We start from the raw sequence: 20,232 nt of genomic DNA, 5'->3' as shown, positions 1-20,232 counted from the left end.
ATGACGGCAAACCGTACGGCGGACGAGGCGGCTCAACCCCGCATCGACGGCCAGCAGCTCGCGCTGCTCTGGCAACTGTCGGCGCGCGCTCGCGCGGCCGCGACCGAAACCACGCTCGGCTTCACGATCGTCAACGAGACGCTCGCGCTGGTGCCCTACCGGCAGGCCGCGTGGTGGCGCGGCGACACGCCGGGCCACGTGGCCGCGTTGTCGGGCCTGCCTCAGAGCGATCCGAACGCACCCTACGTGCAATGGCTCGGCCAGCTTTGCAAGGCGCTCGCGCGCGGCCTGCAGAGCGCCCCGCCCGAGGACGCCGCGGCGCGCGTGGAAGGCCAGGGCGCTCCGGTGCTGCCGGCGCGGCCGCGCGTGCACACCTTCACCGCCGCCGACCTGCGCGCCGACGCGCCGCACGTGGTGGAGGAATGGGCCGCGTGGTGGCCCGAGCACGGCGCGTGGCTGCCGCTGACCGATCGGGCCGGCCGCGCCGTGGGCGGCGTGGTGTTCGCGCGCGACGGGATCTGGAGCGCCACCGACACCGCGCTGCTGACCGAGCTCGGCCAGGTGTGGGCGCACGCGTTCGAGTCGTTCGCGCCCCGCGCCTCGTGGCGCGAGCGTGCCCGGGTCTTGCTGAAGCCCGGCCGCCAGCAGCGCCGCGTGCTGATCGGCCTGGCGGTGGCGTGCGTGATCCCGGTACGGCTCACGGTGCTCGCGCCGGCCGAGGTCACGCCGAAGGATCCGTTCGTGGTGCGCGCGCCGCTCGACGGCGTGATCGACCGCCTGTACGTGCGTCCGAATCAGGTCGTGCAGCAGGGCACGCCGCTGCTCGCGCTCGACGCCACCACGCTGCAGTCGCGCTACGCCGTGGCCCGCAAGGATTTCGACACGGCCCAGGAGGAACTCCGGCAGACGGCGCAGCTCGCGGTGACCGACGACAAGAACCGCCTCGACATGGCCGAGCGCCAGGGCAAGCTCGACCAGAGCCGCGTCGAGCTCGACTACACCGCGCGCCAGCTCGCGCGCGTGAACGTCACCGCGCAGCGCGCCGGCGTGGCGATCTTCAGCGATCCAAACGAATGGACCGGCAAGGCGGTGGCCGTCGGGGAGAAGATCCTGCTGCTGGCCAATCCCGCGCACGTGGAAGTGACCGCGTGGCTGCCGGTGGCCGACAACATCGACGTGAAGCCCGGCACCACGCTGACGCTGTATCCGAAGAGTTCGCCGCTGGCGAGCTACGACGCGCGCGTCGACACCGTGGCCTGGCGCGCCGAGCCGACGCCCGAGGGCGTGCTCGCCTACCGCGTGCGCGCCACGCTCGATGCGGGCGACGCGCATGCGCCGCTCGGCGCGATGGGCACCGCACGGATCCGCGGGCCGTGGGTACCCGCGATCTACTACCTGCTGCGCCGTCCGCTGACGCTGGCCCGCCAGTGGCTGGGCTGGTGAAACACGACGACCCGCACGACGCTTTCGCACCATGCACCGACTCCCGCAACTGCGCCAGGAACTGACGCTCTCGGCCGGCCCCGTGACGCCCGACGGCGCGCCGACCTGGATGCTGCACGATCCTGCCGCGAACCGCTTCTTCCTGATCGGCTGGCCCGCGTTCGAGCTGCTCTCGCGCTGGGCGCTCGACGACGCGAACGCGATCGTCGAGGCCGTGAACCGCGACACCACCCTCACCGTCACGCTCGACGACATGGAGGCGCTGCTGCGCACGCTGCGCCAGGAGAACCTGCTGGTTGCCATGAGCGCCGCGGACACCGCACGGCTCGATGCCCACGAGGCGGCGCAGCATACCTCGCGCGCCATGTGGCTGCTCAAGCACTACCTGATGATCCGGATTCCGATCTGGCATCCGATGTCGTTCCTGCGCGCCACGCACCGCTACGTCGCGTTCGCGTTCCGGCCGGCGTTCTGGTACGTGGTCACGGCGGTGGCTCTGCTCGGCCTGTTCCTCGCGTCGCGGCGCTGGGACGAATTCCTGCACACCTTCCACAACTACGCCGACTGGCGCGGCCTGGTGGGCGTGGGCATCGCGCTCGGCTTCGCCAAGGTGCTGCACGAGTTCGCGCATGCCTACACGGCGCAGCGCCACGGCTGCCGCGTGCCCACCATGGGCGTGGCGTTGCTGGTGATGGTGCCGGTGCTGTACACCGACACCACCGAGGCCTGGAAGGTGCCCGAGCGGCGCCGCCGGCTGTGGATCGGCGCGGCCGGCATGCTCAGCGAGGTGGCGCTCGCCGCGTTCTCCACGCTGGCGTGGACGCTGCTGCCCGACGGGCCGCTGCGCGCCGGCGCGTTCCTGCTCGCCACCACCACCTGGGTGGCCACGCTCGGCATCAACGCGAGCCCCTTCATGCGCTTCGACGGCTATTTCCTGCTGTCGGACTGGCTCGACATGCCGAACCTGCACGATCGCGCGTTCGCGCTCGGCCGCTGGTGGCTGCGCGAACGCCTGTTCGGCTTCGGCGACCCGCAGCCCGAACCGTGCAGCGCCGAGCGCCGCCGCTTCCTGATCGCGTTCTCGTTCGCCACCTGGCTGTACCGGCTGACCGTGTTCATGTCGATCGCGCTGGTGGTGTATCACGCGTTCTTCAAGCTGCTCGGCATGGTGCTGTTCTGCGTGGAATTCGGCTGGTTCATCATGCGCCCGGTGTGGCGCGAGGCGCAGCACTGCTGGGCGCGCCGCGACGCGCTGCACTGGCGCCGCGAAACCCGACGCAGCGCGTTGCTGGGCGCGGCGCTGCTGGCATTCTTCGTGCTGCCGTGGCATGCCGGCGTGAGCGCGCCGGCCGTGCTCACGCCGCTGCGCGCCCAGGGGCTCTATACGGTCGAGCCCGGCTACCTGGCCGCGAACCCGGAGCCGGTGCGCGACGGGCGCAAGGTACGCGCCGGCGACACGCTCGCAGTGCTGGTGTCGCCCGATCTCGACGCGAAGCTGGCCAGCGCCAGCGCCGAGGAGGCGCGGCTGCGCTGGGAAGTCGAGCAGCAATCGTTCGACGATCGCCTGCAGCAGCAGGGCACGGCGTTGCAACGCCGCTGGGAGTCGGCGCGGCAGACGGTGGCGGGGCTGCGTGCCGAGATCGCGCGACTGACGATCCGCGCGCCGTTCGACGGCACCGTGCAGGCCAACGACGACGCGCAAGCGCCGGGCACCTGGCTGCCGCGCGGCGAGCGGCTCTACGACATCGTGGCGCCCGGCGGCGTGAAGGGCGACGCCTACGTGGGCGAGCACGACGTGGAGCGCCTCGCGGCCGGACAGACGGCCGTGTTCGTGTCGGACGTGCCCGAACTCGCGGCGCGCCGTTGCCGCATCGCCGCGATCGACAAGGTCAACGTGGCCACGCTCGACGAGCCTACCGTGGCCAGCACGTACGGCGGCCCGATCCCCGCCGAGCAGGATCCGAAGACGCACCAGCTGGTGCCGCTGCAAGCCACCTGGCAGGTGCGCTTCGACGCGTGCAGCAGCGGCGACGGGCCGGGACGCGAGGTGCCCGGCACGGCGCAGCTCGGCGCCGGCCGCGAAAGCTACCTGGGCCGCGGCCTGCGGTTCGTCGCCGCGGTATTGCAACGCGAACTGGGCTTCTGACGCGTTGAGGAGCCTGCCGAGCGAGGCGCGACCGTTTGCGTATTGCCGGTGTCGTCAGGTTCGGCGCGGCGCGGCATGCGTCGTGCTCCGAGACGCCCTTCGCGAGGTTGGGTGCGGCCGCGTATCTGCGCGGGAAAGTGCGCGGATCGTCCTAGAGCGAAGCCGGTGAAGACACGCCGTTACCGGCGTGTTCTCTTCCAGGAACCGTACGTGCGAGTTTCCCCGCATATGGCTCAAGCCCCCGCGAAACCGCACGGGCGTGCAACCGGTCCGCTCGGCTTCAAACGAACCTGCGCTTCGGTCGAAATCGTTGTTCCGCGCAAAAGCACGGAGGGCGCAGACATCGTCTCGGTGCCCTCTCACGCTCTGCCTCGAAGAACTCGCCGCACGAAAGGAAGATGAAGCGCGGGGCAACCGCGTGCCGGCGCGACTTCCTCCGGCACGCGGCTTTACAGGCTGCGCCGCTTCGTAAGCCGCCGCTCCACCAGCCAGTCCAGCAACTTCCGCCCATCCCGCTCGCCGAACCATCGCGCATGCCCGATCAGATAGCCGTCGTACGCAACATCGACCGTCTCGGGCGAACCGACGATACCGTCGAAATACGCAACCTCGGACAGCGCGAACTCGGTATGCACGATCGGCAGCAGCGCCACCAGCGCCGCATACGCGTCGTCGTCGAGCGGCGCGAGCGACTCGTACCCGTCGAGCAGCGCATCGATCTGCGCGTATTCGACCTTGCGCGCGTCAGCCGGCGCCATCCAGTCGATCGCGTTGCGCTCGATCGCGAGCGCAACGTCATACACCGCGCAGGTGCGATCCGACAGCCCGAAATCGAGCACCGTGCGCACCTGCGCGCCGGGCTCGCCGTCGCTCCACAACAGGTTCGACGCGTGCCAGTCGCCGTGGGTCCACAGCGGCGGCAGCGCGCCCAGCAGCGGCACGAGGCGCGCGTGATACGGGCCGATCCACTTCGCGACATCGCCGCGCCAGTCGCGCGTGCCGAGCGCGCGCGTCAACAGCGGCTGCGCGGCGACCCAGCGCTCGAGCGCGCCGGTCAGATCCGCGCACGACAACACGCGAAAACTCGACAGCAGCGTGCGCACGGGCCGCGCCGGCGCATCGTAGCCGGCCGACGCGCGATGCAGTTCGGCCAGCGCGCGGCCGGCCGCGTACGCGTGCGACGGATGCATGAACGGCTTCCACGACATCACGCCGCGATACGCGTCCACGCCCGGCGCGAGCGCATGCACTTCGTAGGTCCATTCGCCCGACGCGAACGCGCTCGCGCCGTCGCGCGCCGCCAGCACGTCCGCGACCGGCACGCCGCGCGCCCGCAGATGCGCGATGAAACGATGTTCTTCCTCGAGCCCCGCGACGTCGCGGATGCTCACGTGATGACGCTTGACGAACAGCGCGCGGCCGCGCGCGGTATGAACCAGCACGGCCGCCGAGAACGGCCGCGGGCTGTGCCACGCGAGCTGCGCCGGCGGCCCCGCGCCGTCGATCCGCGCGAGGATCGCGGCCACCTCGTCGCGCGTGATCAGCGGCCAGTCGCGTTCGGCCTGCTCGCCGTCGACACCGAACTGCGGCGGCGCGACGTCATGCGTATCGGCTTCACCGCGCACTGCACGCGCGTCCGGCTCGAGAGGAAATGTCATGAACGACGTTGCTCCGTGAGGTGTCAGGCGGCCGGGCTCGTCGCCGCATGCAATGCGTCGGCCGAGCGACGCCAGTCGCGCCAGCCGATCACCGCGAGCCCGATGAACAGCGCATAGAGCCCCGCGGTCAGGTACAGCTCCTTGACGACGAACATCCCGACATACACCACGTTGACCACGATCCACAGGCCCCACGATGCGATGTAGCGCCGCGCGGTCCAGTATTGCGCGACGAGGCTGAACGCGGTCAGCGACGCGTCGACGAACGGCAGCGCGGCGTCGGTCCAGCGCGCCATGATCCCGCCGAGCAGCGCGCTGCCGACGACCGCCGCGATCAGGTCGGGCAACATCTGCCGCGGCCGCACGCCGGTCACGGGCGCGACGTCGCCGGCCGGCGCAGCGCCCGCGCTGCCGGCGTCCAGCTCACGCTGCGCGAGCCAGCGCCGCCAGCCGTACACCTGCAGCACCGCGAACGCGCCCTGCAGCAGCATGTCCGAATAAAGCTTCGCGTCGAAGAAGATCCAGCCGTACAGCGCGACCGACGCGAGCCCCACGGGCCAGCACAGCATGCGCCGCTTCGCGGTCAGCCAGATCGCGAGCGCACTGACGATCACGCCGGCGATTTCGAGGGTGGACATCGTTCGTACTCTCCAGTGTAGGTCGAACCGCGATCAGAAATCGTAAGTCAGCGACACGCGCGCGGTGCGCGGCGCGCCGGGAAACAGGTACGCGTCGCCCTGCTGCTCGCCCGCATCCCGCCAGTAGAACTTGTTGAACAGGTTGTCGACCGACACGCGCAGCACCGTCCGGTGTCCGCCGATCTTCGTCGCATAGCGCGCGCCGAGATTGAACACGAACCACGCCGGCACGCGCGCCGTGCCCTCTTCGTTCGCATTGCGGCTCGCGCTGTAATCGACGCCGCCGAGCAGCGCGAGACCGGCGACGCCGGGCACCGCATAGTCCGCATACAGCGACGCGCGCAGCGCCGGGACGTTGATGGCCTGGTGCCCTTCGTAGGCCGGCGACCCCGAATCGTAAGCGCGCGCGCGAATCGCCGCCACGGTCGCGGTCAGCGACAGCCGCTGCGTGACCTGCCCGGCCGCGCCGAGCTCGATCCCCTGGTGCCGCTGCGTGCCGCGCTGCACGAACGTGTAGCTGCCGTTCGACGCGTCGGGCTGCGCGAACTGGAACGGCTTGCTGATCGAGAATACCGCGGCCGTGAGGCTCAGGCGGTCGAGCCAGTCGTATTTCGCACCGACTTCGATCTGGCGGGATTCGACGGGCGGCAGGAACGCATATGCGTTGGTCGCGCGCACCGGCGCCTGGTCGCCGAGCGACAGCGCCTTGCTGTACGACGCGTAAAGCGACAGCGCGTTCACCGGCTTGTAGACCAGCGCGACCTGCGGCAGGAACACCGAGCGGTCGGTGCGGGCCTGCGGGCCGTCGAGGCTGCTCCAGCTCCGCTGCCGCAGCAGCACCTCCTTGCCGCCCGCGAGCACCTGCCAGTGGTCGCCGAAGCTGATCCGGTCGGCGCCGAACACCGCGTACTGCCACGCGTCGAGCCGCGGATACGACGGCCCGGGCACGTTCGGCGACGGCGCGAACGTGACGTCCGGGCCGTAGATGTTCTCGCTGCCCACATAGTCGTAGACGGCGTCCGCCATGTGCACGACGCGCCGCTGCACGCTCGTGCCGACCGTCAGCTCGTGGCGCACCGGCCCGGTCGCGAACTTGCCCGTAGTCACCGCGCGCACGTCGTCGTTGCGGCGATACTCGCCCGGGCTGCGGAAGTCGTACACGTCGAAATCCCCATTCCGGCCGAAGAAGAACGGCGACGTCGCGCCGGCCGCGCAGCTCGCCGCGTACGAACAGCCATACGCGAACGCGCTGTTGTCGTCGATCATCGTGCGGCTGCGGCCCGCGGCGACGTACGCCTTCCAGTCGTCGTTGAACTGGTAGTCGAAGCGCGCGTTGAGGTTCAGCGCGTCGGTCGTCACCGGTTTCGCCCACGGCTGCGTGCCGAGCGCCTTCGACGTCGACTTGACGGACGGCACCACCGTGCCGCCGAGCAGCTGATACCCCGGCGCGGAACGCTGGATCCACTGCTGGAATTCCGCATTGAACTGCAGGCTTGCGCGCGGGCTGATGTCCCAGTCGGCGGCGATCGATCCGAACGTGCGGCGCCCGTTCGTGCCGTCGATATACGAATGCATGTTCTCCTTCGCCGCATTGATCCGGATGCCGAACTGGTTGGCGGGGCCGAACCGCCGGCCGAGATCCATGGCGGCCGACGTCGATCCCCGGCTGTCGACGCCCGTCGTCACGCTCGCGACGTTCGCGGACCGCTTGGTCACGAAGTTGATCACGCCGCCCGGCGCGACGACGCCGCTGTCGATGCCCGCGAGCCCTTTCAGGATCTCGACGCGCTCCTTGTTCTCGAGCGGCACGTTCTGCTCGCCCGACACCGTCAGGCCGTCGATGCGGATCGCGCTCGCGAGATCGACCGGAAAGCCGCGAATCGAAAAGCCTTCGAAATAGCCGACCGGCGCGTACGCGTTGCTGACCGACGCGTCGTTGCGAACGACGTCGCTCAATCGCTTCGCCTGCTGGTCGTCCAGCAGCGCGCGGGTGACGACGCTGACCGACGCGGGCGTATCGCGCAGCGGCGCGTCGTCATGGCCGGCGACCGACGCGGTGCGCGCACGCAACGCATTGCCGCGCGCGCCGCTCACGCTGATGGCCGGCAGCGTGGCGCCGCCGGCCGCATCGGCATCCGAAGCCGGTCGCGCGTCGCCCGGCGCGGCCGCGGCCTGCGCGGCGAAAAGCGTGATGCCGAGACCCACGCCCAAGCCGACCTTCGTGCGCCGCCGCCGTGCGGTCAACGCGATTGTTCTATTCACCGTCATCGTTCTGGATGGAAAACTTGCCGCTCGTTCCTGTCGAAACGCGCTGAACCTGGGAAACACGAAGCGCACGCCGCCGCGACGGTGCCGGACAGACGCCGTGCGCGTGCTCGACCCGCCGTGCGTCGGACGCGCCGCGCGATCGGGCCGCGTGCGGGCCGATCGGTCGGGATAGCGCAGGTTGGGGCATCTGAGCCGCTGACGCGCCGGGCGCCGGCCTGGCCGCCGATCGGTGGATCGGCGGCGCAGCGGGCGGCCGGCGGCTTCGCGCGGGCGTGTCGTGCGGGGAACGCTTCGAACGCCGCGGCGGGCCTGTGTGCGCCGTTCGTCGGAACGGCGGGATGCCCGTCGCGCGCGGCATCGCGGCGCGGCGCGCATTTTACCGCGGGCACGGGAACGGGTCGGGGAATGGGGTGAAGCGCGCGCAGCGCGCCGGGCAGGTGAAGCGGGACGACGCGATTGAAGCGAGGAGAACGCCTAGAGCGAAGGACGCGCCGCAGCGGCGCTCGCCGGGCAACGTGCAACGCCCGGGCGAACCGCGAAACGCGCGCGACGACTCGCGCGCGTTTCGGCCATCGTTCAGAAGCCCTGCATCGTCGACGTCGGATCGGCCACCAGGTGCACGACGCCGTAAATGACCGCCCCGACGAGCGCGGCGAGAATGATCGCCACGAACGGCAGCAGCGTGAAGTTGACGTTCTCCAGATCCGCGGCGTGCGCCTTGCTGTTGCGCACGCCGAAGAAGCTCCACAGGACCAGACGGATCATGCTGAACAGTTTCATGATGTTGCTCCTTTGTTCGATCGGTTGACGCTATCGTCGGTCCGACAGGTCTCCGGAAAAAGAAGCAGTTGCGCGCGGTTTTAGCGCAGCACGCGTCGTGCGACGGCGTGTCGCAGCGTTGCCGCGTGTGCGTCAACGGTCGAGCACGAGCGGCTCGCCGGCCCGCGCGGCCGGCTGCGCGACGCACAGCAGCGCGCAGCCGGGTTCGACCGCTGCGTCGTATGCGTGCAGGTAGTCGACCGCGCCGGACAGCACACGCGTCGCGCAGGTCCCGCACGAGCCGGCGCGGCAATCCGACGGCACCGTCACGCCGCGGCTTTCGGCGAATTCGAGCAGCGTGCCGTCGGCGGGCGTCCATTCGGCGTCGCGCGCCGAGCGCCGAAACACCACGGGCACGCTCGCCGCCGGCGACGTGCGCTCGCCCCGGTGCGCCGTGCGCACGACGCTCGACGGCCCGAACGCCTCGAAACGGATCCGCTCGTCCGCGACGTTCAGCGCGCGCAGCCCGTCGTACAGCTCGCGCATGAAGGCGGCCGGCCCGCACAGGTAGAAGTCGTAGTCGTCGAACGGCAGGATGCGCTTGAGCTGCGCGACGTCGACGCGGCCCGCGCCGTCGCGCTGCGCGCGGCTGTCGAAGCAGTGCAGCGACACACGTGCGTCGGCGTGTGCGAGACGCGCGAGCTCGGCGGCGAACGGCCGGTCGGCCGCGTCGCGCGCACCGTGCACGAACACCACGCGGCGCGACGCGCTGTCGTCGGCCAGCGCGCGTCGCAGCATCGCCATCATCGGCGTGATGCCGATGCCGGCCGACACCAGCACGGCCGGTCGCGGGCTCGCGACGTCGAACGTGAAGCGGCCGCGCGGCATCTGCGCGTCGAGCGTCATGCCGGCGCGCGCGTGGTCGTGCAGCCACGCCGACACGCGCCCTTCCCGCTTCACGGTGATCCGGTAATGGGCGGCGCCGGGCGCATCCGACAGCGTGTAGCTGCGGATCGCCGGCGCATCGCCGCCCGGCAGCGCGACGCGCAGCGTCAGATGCTGACCGGCTTCGTATGCGGGCAGCGCGCCGCCGTCCGCCGCCTCGAAATGAAACGAGCGCATCGCGCGCGCTTCGTCGACGATCTTCGCGACGCGCAGCGCGCGCCAGCCGGACGCCGACGGCGCGGCGGATGCGGGCGTCGGCACATGCGACGCCGCCGTTTGCGAAGCCGTCGCGGCCGGCGCTCGCGTCGCCGCCGCGAACTGCGGCGCCCATTCGACCGGCGACCAGCGGAACGGCATCACCGCGACGCTGCGCCGCACTTCCTGCACGCGATACCGCACCACCCGCTGCGCGCCTTCGAACGACGCGACGAGCGGCCCGTCCCAGACGATCTCCGCGCGCGCGGCGACGTGCACCAGATCGCCGCGCTCGAAATCGACGAACAGCAAGCCCGCGCGCGGATCGAGCAGCAGGTTGCCGAGCGTGTTGAACAGCCGGTTGCCGCTGAAGTCGGGGGTCGTCAGCGTGGCGTCGTCGTCGACGCGCACGAAGCCCGGCATCCCGCCGCGATGCGAGACGTCCACGCCGCGCGCCGCGCCCGCTTCCGCCGACAGGTTCGCGCTCGCGACGAAGAACGTATCCGCCTGCGCCAGCAGCGCGCGATCGGCGTCGCTCAGCCGGTCCGACACCTCGGGCGCCGCATCAGCCGCGGACCGCTCGCCCTCACGCGGCACGCGCACCGGCTTGCGCGCCTGGATGTATTTCGCGCAATTACCGAAGCTCTGCTCGACGGCGACCGTCAGCACATTGCTGCCGTCGACGGCCTGCACGACGCCGTTGACGCGATTGCGCCGCCGCGTGTCGAACTGGATGCCGAGCCCGCCGAGCGGCGCGCCCGGCCGCCACGCACCGGCCAGCGGATCGCCCGGCAATGCGTCGCCCGCGATCCGCAGCGTGTGCGCGTCGGGCGACGTCGCGAAGCCCGGCGCGCCGACACGCAGCGTCGCCCACGGCTGCCCCTCCGGGTCGACGCCGCCGAGCACGAAGAACGGCAATTGCGCGAAGAACGCCCGATGCTGATCGGGCATGAAACGCCGGATGCCGCGCAGCCCGACGGCGCTCGCGGCGTCGGCCACGCCCGCGCGCTGCTGCACGGCGAGTTCGCCCGCATGAAACGGCGACACATCCAGCTCCCAGCCCGGTACGGCGGCGCTCGGCGCGATCATCTCGTTCTCCCGGTGGTTACGCGTGTCGATCCGCCGCGCGTCACGCGGCGAGCAGGCCCGCGCGGGTCGGCGGCATGCCGACGAACCCGGGCAACGCCTCGACGCGCGCGAGCCACGCGCGCAGATGCGGATACGGATCGAGCGACACGCCGCCTTCCGGCGCGTGCGCGATGTACGTGTAGGCGGCGATGTCGGCGATGGTCGGCTGCGCGCCGGCCGCGAACGGCTTGCCGGCCAGCTCGCCGTCGATCGCGGCGAGCACCTTCGCGGCGGTGCGCTTGGCCGCGTCGTGGTCGAGCGTCGCGTTGAACACGGTGACGAGCCGCGCCGCGGCCGGGCCCGCCGCGATCGGTCCCGCCGCGAGCGACAGCCAGCGCTGCACGGCCGCCGCGCCGGCCGGATCGTCGGGCAGCCAGTGCGCGTCGCCGTAGCGCTTCGCGAGATAGACGAGGATCGCGTTCGAGTCGGACAGCACGACGCCGCCGTCGTCGATCACGGGCACCTGCCCGAACGGGTTCAGCGCAAGGAAGGCCGGCCGGCGCTGCTCGCCCGCGGCGAGATCCACGTCGACGACCTCGAACGGCACGCCGAGCAGCGACAGGAACAGGCGCACGCGATGCGCGTGGCCGGACAGCGGAAACGAGTAGACGCGAACCGGACGGGCAGGCTGGTTGGCAGCAGACATGGCAAGGCTCCTGGATCTCGCGCCGCCGGAATTCGGCGACGAACGGCCCCAGCGTAACGTGCGCCCTCTGTGTTCAGAAGAGGGATAATCGCGGAAACATCATCCTCTTTGACAGGACAATCGGCGATGGCGGATCTACGCGACGTGAACCTGAACCGGCTCGCGGTTTTCGTGGCGGTGGTCGAAGCGGGCTCGCTGACGGCGGCGGCCGAGCGGCTCGGGCTCGCGAAGACGGTGGTCAGCACGCACATGCAGCGGCTCGAATCCGAAGTGGGCGCGAACCTGCTGGTGCGCACCACGCGGCGGCTCGCCGTGACCGACGCGGGGCGCGCGTTCTACGACGCGTGCCGCGACATCATGCGCGCGACCGAAAGCGCGCTCGACGCGGTGTCGTCGGAGACGGGGCCGCTGCGCGGCACGCTGCGCGTGAGCGCGCCGATCGACTATGGCGCGCAGGTCGTCGCGCCTGCGATCGTCGCGCTGCGCGACGCGCATCCGGCGCTCGACGTCGAACTGATCGCGAACGACCGCCTCGTCGACCTCGTCGCCGACAACATCGACGTCGCGATCCGCATCGGCCGTCTCGCGGATTCCAACTATCGCGCGGTGCAGCTCGGCGAATACGAGAAGTGGCCGGTCGCGAGCCCGGCGTTCGTCGCGCGCTGGGGGTTGCCGCGCGATCCGGCGGCGCTCGCGGCGCTGCCGTTCGTGATGCTGTCGACGTTGCCGCGCCCGCAGACGTTCGAGCTCGAGAACGCGCGCGGCGGCAAGGCGTCGGTGCGCTGCACCGCGCACGTCGTGTCGAACACTGCGACCGCCTGCCGCGCGATCGCGCTCGCGGGCGGCGGCTTCGGGCTGCTGACCGATTTCTCGACCGCCGACGACGTCGCCGCGGGCCGGCTCGTGCGCCTGCTGCCCGGCTGGCGCTCGCCGCCGGCCGGGATTCACGCGATCTTTCCGTCGACGCGGCTGCCGTCGCCGAAGGTGCGGGCGTTCATCGAGGCGATGCGGGAGGAAATGGGTGCGGCGCCGGTGCGGGCGACACGTGGGCGGGCGACGAAGTCGAAGCGTGCTTCCGGGTGAATCGTGCCGCGCGCGGGCGGCATTCAATCGGTACGCAGCAGCCTCCCCCCTACCCCGCCGCCCCCAACGTCCCGAGCAGCACCTTCCTGCAGCTCGCGATCATCTGCGCTTCCGGATCTCGGTACTCGGTCAGCAGCCACGCCGTGCCGACGTTCGTCATCGCGCCGACCAGCGCGAGCCCGATCAGCCACTGCTCGGTGCGCTCCGCCCCCGTGATCGCCTCGCCCCGCCCGCCGATCGCCATGATCAGCTTGCCGAACTCGACGAGCACGCGCTGATACGTCGCGTCGGTGTCCAGGCTCACGCCCATCACCTCGAGCAGCAGCACGCGCGCCGCGCACGGGTCGCGCAGGAACGCGAAGAACGCCGCGAGCCCCGCGTCGACGCGCGCGTCCAGATCGCCGCCGCGCGCGGCGACCGCCTGCGCGACCGCGTCGCGCAGCTGCTCCGCGTGATGCAGGTAGGTGCAGCGCAGCAAATCCTCGGTGCTGTCAAACGCCGCATAGAAATAGCGGTCGTTCAGCTTCGCTTCCCGACAGATCGACCGCACGGTCGCCTTCCGGAAACCGACCGTGCCGAACACGCGCGTCGCCGCGCGGATCAATGCGTCGCGCCGCTCCGCCGCGCGCACCTCGGGCGCCACGCCGCCGTACGCGCGGCCCCGTTTCTGCGTTTTGAGTGCTTTCTCCATTCCGCTATTTGACATCAGGACACCCGAAAACTAAATTGGTGACACGCAACACCACAATAAGCGCGCCGCCGGCACAGCGCAAGCGGACACGGGAGGAACGACGGATGAAGGGGTTTTCCGGGAAGGTCGCCGCGATCACCGGCGCCGGTTCGGGCATGGGCCGCAGTCTCGCGGTCGAGCTCGCGCGGCGCGGCTGCGAGGTCGCGCTCTCGGACGTCAACGACGTCGGGCTCGCGGGCACGGCGGCCGCCTGCTCGCGGCACGGCGTGCGCGTGACGACGCAGCGGCTCGACGTTGCCGACCGCGACGCGGTGTTTGCGTGGGCCGGCTTCGTGCGGGCCCAGTCGCACGGCAAGGTCAACCTGATCTTCAACAACGCGGGCGTGTCGCTCGCGGCCAGCGCCGAAACCGCGCGCTTCGACGATCTCGAATGGATCGTCGGCATCAACTTCTGGGGCGTCGTGCATGGCACGCAGGCGTTCCTGCCCCATCTGCGCGCGTCCGGCGACGGCCATGTCGTCAACACGTCGAGCCTGTTCGGGCTGATCGCGATGCCGACCCAAAGCGCGTACAACGCGACCAAGTTCGCGGTGCGCGGCTTCACCGAGGCGCTGCGGATGGAGCTGGAGCTCGACGGCGCGCCCGTCAGCGCGACCTGCGTGCATCCGGGCGGCGTCGCAACGAACATCGTCGACGCGTCGCGCGTCGACACCAGCATCCATGCGCTGACCGGCCAGGACGAGGCGACCCACCGCCGCCAGGCGAACCGCCTGATCGACGCGACGACGGCCGACGACGCCGCGCGGCAGATCCTCGCCGGCGTCGAGCGCAATGCGCGCCGCGTGCTCGTCGGCGCCGACGCCCGCCGCCTCGACAGGACCGTGCGCGTGCTGGGGGCCGCCTACCAGATGCTGATGATCCGCCACGTGCGCCGCGCCCGCGCACGCAACCTCCAGCGCGCGCATGTGCCCGGCGCGCGCCCGACCCCGCCGACCAAGGACCCCGCATGACTTCGACGACGACCGACCGGCGCGCCGCGCCGCCCGCCTTCGACCGCCACGCGAGCGCCGGCGGCACGCGCCGCGACGGCGCCGATCTCGACGTGCTGATCGTCGGCGCCGGCCTGTCCGGCATCGGCGCGGCCTATCACCTGCAGCGGCGCTGCCCGTTCGCGCGCGTCGCGATCCTCGAGGCGCGCGACGCGATCGGCGGCACCTGGGACCTGTTCCGCTATCCGGGCGTCCGTTCGGATTCCGACATGTTTACGCTCGGCTACAGCTTCCGGCCGTGGCACAGCGACAAGGCGATCTCGGACGGCCAGACGATCCTCGACTACATTCGCGACACCGCGCGCACCTACGGGATCGACAAGACGATCCGCTACCGCCACAAGGTCGTCGGCGCGGACTGGGATTCGAACCGCGCGCGCTGGACCGTGCGCGTCGAACGCGGCGGCGGCGGCAGCGGCGGCCCGGCCGAGGCGCTCGTGCTGACCTGCCGCTTCCTGTACATGTGCAGCGGCTATTACGACTACGACGCGGGCTACCTGCCCGACTGGCCCGGCAAGGACACGTTCGGCGGCCGGATCTCGTGCATCCGCAGCACTGGCCGAAGAACCTGTCGTACGCGGACCGCCGCGTGATCGTGATCGGCAGCGGCGCGACCGCGGTGACGCTCGTGCCGTCGATGGCAGCCGAGGCCCGGCACGTGACGATGCTGCAGCGCTCGCCGACCTACATCGTGTCGCTGCCCGCGCGCGACAGGATCGCCAATGCGCTGCGCCGCGTGCTGCCGGCGCGGCTCGCGCACCGGCTCGTGCGCGTCAAGAACGTGCTGCTGACGATGTATCTCTACAATCTCGCGCGCCGCAAGCCGGATGCGACGAAGAAGCTCATCATCCGCGCGGCCGGCAAGCAGCTCGGCCCGGACTTCGACGTCGCGACGCACCTGACGCCGCGCTACAAGCCGTGGGACCAGCGCGTGTGCCTCGTGCCGAACGGCGACCTGTTCAAGGCGATCCGCGCGGGCCGCGCGTCGATCGTCACCGACGAGATCGAGCGCTTCACGCCGACCGGCCTCAGGCTGAAGAGCGGCCAGCGGCTCGACGCGGACTTGATCGTCACCGCCACCGGGCTGAAGGTGAAGATGCTCGGCGGCGCGCAGGTCACGGTCGACGGCCGCGCGGTTGACCTGTCGCAGACGGTGTCGTACAAGGGGATGATGTACAGCGACGTGCCGAACCTCGCGTCGTCGTTCGGCTACACGAACGCGTCATGGACCCTGAAAGCCGAGCTGATCGCGCGCTACGTGTGCCGCCTGCTCAACCACATGCGCGCGCACGGCTACGACACCTGCGTGCCGCGCCTCGCGCCGGGCGATCTCGGCAACGTGCCGGCGGTGAACCTCAGTTCGGGCTACATCCAGCGCGCGGCCGGCATCCTGCCGAAGCAGGGAGAGAAGAAGCCGTGGAAATTCCACCAGAACTACGTGCTCGATCTCGCGTCGCTGAAGTTCAGCACGCTCGCCGATTCGGCGATGCGGTTCGAACGCCGTGCGAAGCCCGACGCGGGCGCCGCATCCGTCCCGCAACCCGCGCTCGACACCCGCGCTTGAATCCGCGGTCAAACCTGACGAGGCCGACATGAGCCATACGATCCATCTCATCCAGCAGGCGCTGATCGCCGTCGCGGCCGTGTGCGCGGCGCTCGCGGCGTTCACGTGGTACATCGCGCACCGCGTGACGCGCGCGTTCCGGCCCGAAGGCCGGTTCGTCGACATCGGCGGCGACCGCATCCATTACGTCGAGTACGGCAGCGGCCCGCCGATCGTGTTCGTCCACGGGCTTGCCGGGCAACTGCGCAATTTCGCGTACCTGCCGCTGCAACAGCTCGCGGAACGCCATCGCGTGATCCTGATCGACCGGCCGGGCGCCGGGCATTCGCTGCGCGGCGCGCGCTCGCAGGCAAACATCTTTGCGCAGGCGCGCACGATCGCCGCGTTCATCGACGCGCTGCAGCTCGACAAGCCGGTGCTCGTCGGGCATTCGCTCGGCGGCGCGATTTCGCTCGCGGTCGGCCTCAACCATCCGGAGCACGTGAGCCGCCTCGCGCTGATCGCGCCGCTCTCGCATCTGGAATCCGAGCCGCCGGGGCCGTTCCGCCCGCTGCTGATTCCGTCGAAGCTCGTGCGCCGCTTCGTGTCGTGGACCTTCGCGATTCCGCTGACGATCCTGACCGGCCGCAAGGCGGTCCGTGCGGTGTTCGCGCCGGAGGCGGTGCCGGACGATTTCCCGGTCAAGGGCGGCGGGCTGCTCGGGCTGCGGCCGCGCAGTTTCTATGCGACGGCGTCGGACCTGATCGCGGTGCCCGGCGACCTGCCCGCGATGGAGCGCCGCTACGCGGAGCTCGCGCTGCCGGTTGACGTGCTGTACGGCCGCGACGACCGCATCCTGAACTGGCGCAGCCACGGCGAGGCCCTCGCGCAGAAGTCGCCGCGCGTGCGGCTGCGGGTGGTCGAAGGCGGCCACATGCTGCCCGTCACGATTCCGGGCGCGACGGCGGACTGGTTGCTCGAAGTCGCCGCGGCGCCCGTCGATGCGGGTGCAGCGCGCGCGCACGTCGAGCACTGATCGCGTTGGGCGGCGCCGCGGCGGGCGTGAAGCCGCGGGCCGCTCGCGCGAGTCGGCACGGCTCGGCCGCGGTCATGAACCGCGCCGCGCGTCGCGCGCGGTGACGCCGCGGCGGCGCATGCGCGCCCGCGGCCCGCTTCGGCGACGCGGCTCAGGCTTCGTCGTCGGGCAATGACAATCCAAGCTCGGCGATGACCTCGCGCGCGTTGCGGAATGCCTCGACCGCCGCCGGCGCGCCCGCGTACAGCGCGCTGTGCAGCAGCACCTCGCGAATCTCGACGAGGCTCGCGCCGTTGTTGAGCGCGCCGCGCACGTGGCCCTTCAACTCGGTGCCGCGGCCGAGCGCAGCCAGCATCGCGCACGTGCAGAGGCTGCGTGTCTTGAGATCGATGCCGCCGCGCTGCCACGTGCTGCCCCACGCGTGCTCGTTCAGCCAGTCCTGCAGCGGCCGAGAAAATCCGTCGAGATCGCGCATCGCCCGCTCGACGAATGCCTCGCCCATCACGTCGATGCGGCGCGCCTTGCCCTGCTCCTTGTCCTGTTCGCTCATCTCTCTGTCCTGTTCGAAGTGGGCCGCTTCGGCGTCGCCTGCGGCCTGGTGGGTTTCCGGTGGGTTTCGCGTGATGTTCGCGGCGTACGGGCGTTTCGTCAAAGGCGTCGCGGATCGCGCCGGCCGGGCACGCGCGACGGCGGGCAGGGCGCTACGTAACATCCGGCCCGGCGTTACGGCGACTGGCGGGAACACCGCGGCGGGCGATGCGTGCAGCACGCGGCGCCGTCTCGCGGAAACCTGCCTTCCCCCGTTTAAATCACCGCAATCTTCCCGATTCCCGCAACAAAGCGCGCATGGATCGCGCACAACATGTCGTGGCGCGGAATTTGCAGTGTTGGCTCGGACACAACTTCCAATGTCGAGGCCAACATGCATCATTACTTCAAGAAAACGACGGTGGCGCTGGCCGCCTTGTCGGTCGTCACGCTGTATGGCTGCGGATCGGTCGACGGGCCGGTGACGCCGTCGATCAAGCCGAGCACGTCGGGAACATCAGGCACGTCCGGGACGTCGGGCGGCGGTTCGTCGGGTACGTCGGGCGGCGGTAGCTCGGGCACTTCGGGTACTTCCGGCACTTCGGGTACCTCGGGTACCTCGGGTACCTCGGGTACCTCGGGTACTTCGGGTACTTCGGGTACTTCGGGTACTTCGGGCACTTCGGGCACTTCCGGCACTTCGGGCACTTCGGGCACTTCGGGCACTTCGGGCACTTCGGGCACTTCGGGCACTTCCGGCACTTCCGGCACTTCGGGCACTTCCGGCACTTCGGGCACTTCGGGCACTTCGGGTACTTCGGGTACTTCGGGTACTTCGGGTACTTCGGGTACTTCGGGTACTTCGGGTACTTCGGGTACTTCGGGTACTTCGGGTACTTCGGGTACTTCGGGTACTTCGGGTACTTCGGGTACTTCGGGTACTTCGGGTACTTCGGGTACTTCGGGTACTTCGGGTACTTCGGGTACTTCGGGTACTTCGGGTACTTCGGGTACTTCGGGTACTTCGGGTACTTCGGGTACTTCGGGTACTTCCGGCACTTCGGGCACCGCCACCACCCCGCTCGGCAACGTCCTTCAGCAAACCGGCACGCTGGTCACCGCACTCGGCACGACCGTCGCGAACGGCGGCTCGCAGATCGGCGGCGTGCAAGTGCCCGGCACGAACCCGACGACGGCCGCCAGCGTCGGCAATGCGGTCACGAGCCTCGGCAACGGCGTCCAGTCGCTCGGCAACGGTGTCGCGGCCGGCCTCGGCTCGATCGGCGTGTCGCCGAATCCGCTCGGCCCGACGCTGACGTCGACGACCGGCCTGCTGAGCAGCGCCGGCGCAGCCGTCAACAATGTCGGCAATGCGGTGACGAGCCTCGGCGCCGGCCCGCTGTCGCCGCTCGCACCGGTCACGACGACCGTCGGCGGCCTCGTCAACACGGTCGGCACCGCGGTGAACTCCACCGCGTCGGCGTTGAACACGGCGCTGAGCAGCGCACCGGTCCAGCAGCTCGAAACGCAGGTCGGCAGCCTCATCAACCCGATCACGAACACGCTGGCCGGCGGCGTCCAGACGCCCGGCACCACGCAGACGCTCGGCGGCGCGACGCTGCTCGGCGCCCCGCTCAACGGGCTGCTCGGCACACTCGGCAGCGGCCTGGGCCTCGCGGGCTCGCAGATCGGCAGCACGACCGGCAACCCCGTCGGCGCGAGCACCGGCAATACCGTCGCGCAGCTCGGCAACACGGTGGCATCGGCCGGCGGCCTGCTGTACGGCGGCAGCGGCAGTTCCAGCAGCGGCACGAACCCGCTCGCGCCGATCACCGGCCTGCTCGGCACGTTGACGGGCGGGCTCGGCGGCGGCAGCAGTTCGAGCGGCTCGGGCGGCACCAGCGGAACGAGCGGGACGAGTGGAACGAGCGGCACCAACCCGCTCGCCCCGATCACCGCGCTGCTCGGCACCGTGACGGGCACGCTCGGCGGCATCGGTTCGAGCGGTACGGGTGGTACCAGCGGCACCGGCGGCAACGGTGGCGCGGGCGTCGGCGGCCTGCTGGCGCCCGTCACGAACCTCGTCAATTCGCTGACGCCGCTCGGCGCGAGCCTCACCGGCACGGTCACTGCGCCGGGCGGCGGTGTGACCGGCAACCTGACGGGCGCGCTGACGAGCGGCCCGGTCGGCACGCTCGCCGGTTCGCTGACGTCGCCGACCGGTGCGCTCGGCGCTGTCGGCACGGCGAGCCCGGGCGGCGCGGTCGGGACGGTGACGACGCCGTCCGGCAGCGGCACCGTGACGGCCGGCCTGTCCGGCAGTTCGGGCAGCACCGCGGGCGGCGCGACCAACCTGCTCGCGCCGGTGACGAACCTGGTCGGCGGCCTGCTCGGCGCCACCGCGCCGAAGAAGTAACGCTTCACCCATCAGAACGACAGGCCAGTGGCCGGGCCCATTCCGATACGGAGCCCGGCC

14 protein-coding genes and 1 pseudogene are annotated in these 20,232 nt (G+C 70.8%); 7 read left to right on the top strand and 8 right to left on the bottom strand.

Features of this window, described 5'->3' with window-relative positions:
• Window positions 1-1,443: an efflux RND transporter periplasmic adaptor subunit gene (locus WJ35_RS21650; protein ID WP_014724524.1), complete on the top strand. Its 1,443-nt coding sequence runs from the start codon at window positions 1-3 to the stop codon at window positions 1,441-1,443.
• Between the two features lie 31 nt (window positions 1,444-1,474).
• Window positions 1,475-3,589, top strand: coding sequence for an HlyD family efflux transporter periplasmic adaptor subunit (locus WJ35_RS21645; protein ID WP_069239970.1), 2,115 nt, complete (start codon window positions 1,475-1,477; stop codon window positions 3,587-3,589).
• A gap of 449 nt (window positions 3,590-4,038) precedes the next feature.
• Here the strand turns inward: WJ35_RS21645 and WJ35_RS21640 are convergent, their stop codons facing one another.
• From WJ35_RS21640 to WJ35_RS21615, 6 genes are all read right to left on the bottom strand, one after another.
• Window positions 4,039-5,247, bottom strand: a complete 1,209-nt coding sequence (locus WJ35_RS21640; RefSeq protein ID WP_069239969.1) for a phosphotransferase enzyme family protein — start codon at window positions 5,245-5,247, stop codon at window positions 4,039-4,041.
• Window positions 5,248-5,270: 23 nt separating this feature from the next.
• The gene (pnuC, locus tag WJ35_RS21635; protein ID WP_069239968.1) at window positions 5,271-5,885 is read right to left on the bottom strand and encodes a nicotinamide riboside transporter PnuC; all 615 of its coding nucleotides are present in this window, start codon (window positions 5,883-5,885) and stop codon (window positions 5,271-5,273) included.
• A gap of 33 nt (window positions 5,886-5,918) precedes the next feature.
• Window positions 5,919-8,153: a TonB-dependent siderophore receptor gene (locus WJ35_RS21630; protein WP_069239967.1), complete on the bottom strand. Its 2,235-nt coding sequence runs from the start codon at window positions 8,151-8,153 to the stop codon at window positions 5,919-5,921.
• 576 nt (window positions 8,154-8,729) lie between these two features.
• Complete coding sequence (locus WJ35_RS21625; RefSeq protein WP_069239966.1) at window positions 8,730-8,933, bottom strand: DUF2970 domain-containing protein; 204 nt, start codon at window positions 8,931-8,933, stop codon at window positions 8,730-8,732.
• Between the two features lie 132 nt (window positions 8,934-9,065).
• Window positions 9,066-11,141 (bottom strand): pyridoxamine 5'-phosphate oxidase family protein, encoded by a 2,076-nt coding sequence (locus WJ35_RS21620; protein WP_069239965.1) that lies wholly within the window; start codon window positions 11,139-11,141, stop codon window positions 9,066-9,068.
• A 40-nt stretch (window positions 11,142-11,181) separates the two neighbouring features.
• The gene (locus tag WJ35_RS21615) at window positions 11,182-11,826 is read right to left on the bottom strand and encodes a glutathione S-transferase family protein (protein WP_069239964.1); all 645 of its coding nucleotides are present in this window, start codon (window positions 11,824-11,826) and stop codon (window positions 11,182-11,184) included.
• A gap of 126 nt (window positions 11,827-11,952) precedes the next feature.
• On the opposite strand from WJ35_RS21615, the gene WJ35_RS21610 reads away from it, so the two are divergent.
• Window positions 11,953-12,909 (top strand): LysR family transcriptional regulator, encoded by a 957-nt coding sequence (locus WJ35_RS21610; protein ID WP_010098350.1) that lies wholly within the window; start codon window positions 11,953-11,955, stop codon window positions 12,907-12,909.
• A gap of 49 nt (window positions 12,910-12,958) precedes the next feature.
• Here WJ35_RS21610 and WJ35_RS21605 read toward each other — a convergent pair whose 3' ends face one another.
• Complete coding sequence (locus tag WJ35_RS21605) at window positions 12,959-13,615, bottom strand: TetR/AcrR family transcriptional regulator (RefSeq protein WP_060235473.1); 657 nt, start codon at window positions 13,613-13,615, stop codon at window positions 12,959-12,961.
• A gap of 89 nt (window positions 13,616-13,704) precedes the next feature.
• On the opposite strand from WJ35_RS21605, the gene WJ35_RS21600 reads away from it, so the two are divergent.
• The 3 genes and pseudogenes from WJ35_RS21600 to WJ35_RS21590 all read left to right on the top strand — a co-directional run bounded on the left by WJ35_RS21600 (window position 13,705) and on the right by WJ35_RS21590 (window position 17,228).
• A complete protein-coding gene (locus WJ35_RS21600) occupies window positions 13,705-14,610 on the top strand; it encodes an SDR family NAD(P)-dependent oxidoreductase (protein WP_069239963.1) in 906 nt (301 codons plus the stop codon).
• Window positions 14,607-16,213, top strand: a pseudogene (locus tag WJ35_RS21595) (flavin-containing monooxygenase). Before WJ35_RS21600 ends, WJ35_RS21595 begins: the two are co-directional and overlap by 4 nt.
• 28 nt (window positions 16,214-16,241) lie before the next feature.
• A complete protein-coding gene (locus tag WJ35_RS21590; protein WP_069239962.1) occupies window positions 16,242-17,228 on the top strand; it encodes an alpha/beta fold hydrolase in 987 nt (328 codons plus the stop codon).
• Between the two features lie 151 nt (window positions 17,229-17,379).
• On the opposite strand, the gene WJ35_RS21585 is transcribed toward WJ35_RS21590, so the two are convergent.
• Window positions 17,380-17,778: a carboxymuconolactone decarboxylase family protein gene (locus WJ35_RS21585; protein ID WP_069239961.1), complete on the bottom strand. Its 399-nt coding sequence runs from the start codon at window positions 17,776-17,778 to the stop codon at window positions 17,380-17,382.
• Between the two features lie 372 nt (window positions 17,779-18,150).
• Between WJ35_RS21585 and WJ35_RS30620 the strand changes: the two genes are divergently transcribed.
• Complete coding sequence (locus WJ35_RS30620) at window positions 18,151-20,172, top strand: collagen-like triple helix repeat-containing protein (protein ID WP_080484408.1); 2,022 nt, start codon at window positions 18,151-18,153, stop codon at window positions 20,170-20,172.
• The last annotated feature ends 60 nt before the right edge of the window (window positions 20,173-20,232 follow it).

Origin of the sequence: Burkholderia ubonensis (assembly GCF_001718695.1) — a bacterium.
Lineage (GTDB): Bacteria > Pseudomonadota > Gammaproteobacteria > Burkholderiales > Burkholderiaceae > Burkholderia > Burkholderia ubonensis_B.
This window is presented reverse-complemented; position numbering and strand designations above follow the sequence as displayed.

Bases quoted from the DNA above. Each gene is read 5' to 3' on its own strand.
- WJ35_RS21650 (WP_014724524.1), top strand. From the start codon at position 1: ATGACGGCAAACCGTACGGCGGACGAGGCGGCTCAACCCCGCATCGAC.
- WJ35_RS21645 (WP_069239970.1), top strand. From the start codon at position 1,475: ATGCACCGACTCCCGCAACTGCGCCAGGAACTGACGCTCTCGGCCGGC.
- WJ35_RS21640 (WP_069239969.1), bottom strand. From the start codon at position 5,247: ATGACATTTCCTCTCGAGCCGGACGCGCGTGCAGTGCGCGGTGAAGCC.
- pnuC (WP_069239968.1), bottom strand. From the start codon at position 5,885: ATGTCCACCCTCGAAATCGCCGGCGTGATCGTCAGTGCGCTCGCGATC.
- WJ35_RS21630 (WP_069239967.1), bottom strand. From the start codon at position 8,153: ATGACGGTGAATAGAACAATCGCGTTGACCGCACGGCGGCGGCGCACG.
- WJ35_RS21625 (WP_069239966.1), bottom strand. From the start codon at position 8,933: ATGAAACTGTTCAGCATGATCCGTCTGGTCCTGTGGAGCTTCTTCGGC.
- WJ35_RS21620 (WP_069239965.1), bottom strand. From the start codon at position 11,141: ATGATCGCGCCGAGCGCCGCCGTACCGGGCTGGGAGCTGGATGTGTCG.
- WJ35_RS21615 (WP_069239964.1), bottom strand. From the start codon at position 11,826: ATGTCTGCTGCCAACCAGCCTGCCCGTCCGGTTCGCGTCTACTCGTTT.
- WJ35_RS21610 (WP_010098350.1), top strand. From the start codon at position 11,953: ATGGCGGATCTACGCGACGTGAACCTGAACCGGCTCGCGGTTTTCGTG.
- WJ35_RS21605 (WP_060235473.1), bottom strand. From the start codon at position 13,615: ATGTCAAATAGCGGAATGGAGAAAGCACTCAAAACGCAGAAACGGGGC.
- WJ35_RS21600 (WP_069239963.1), top strand. From the start codon at position 13,705: ATGAAGGGGTTTTCCGGGAAGGTCGCCGCGATCACCGGCGCCGGTTCG.
- WJ35_RS21590 (WP_069239962.1), top strand. From the start codon at position 16,242: ATGAGCCATACGATCCATCTCATCCAGCAGGCGCTGATCGCCGTCGCG.
- WJ35_RS21585 (WP_069239961.1), bottom strand. From the start codon at position 17,778: ATGAGCGAACAGGACAAGGAGCAGGGCAAGGCGCGCCGCATCGACGTG.
- WJ35_RS30620 (WP_080484408.1), top strand. From the start codon at position 18,151: ATGCATCATTACTTCAAGAAAACGACGGTGGCGCTGGCCGCCTTGTCG.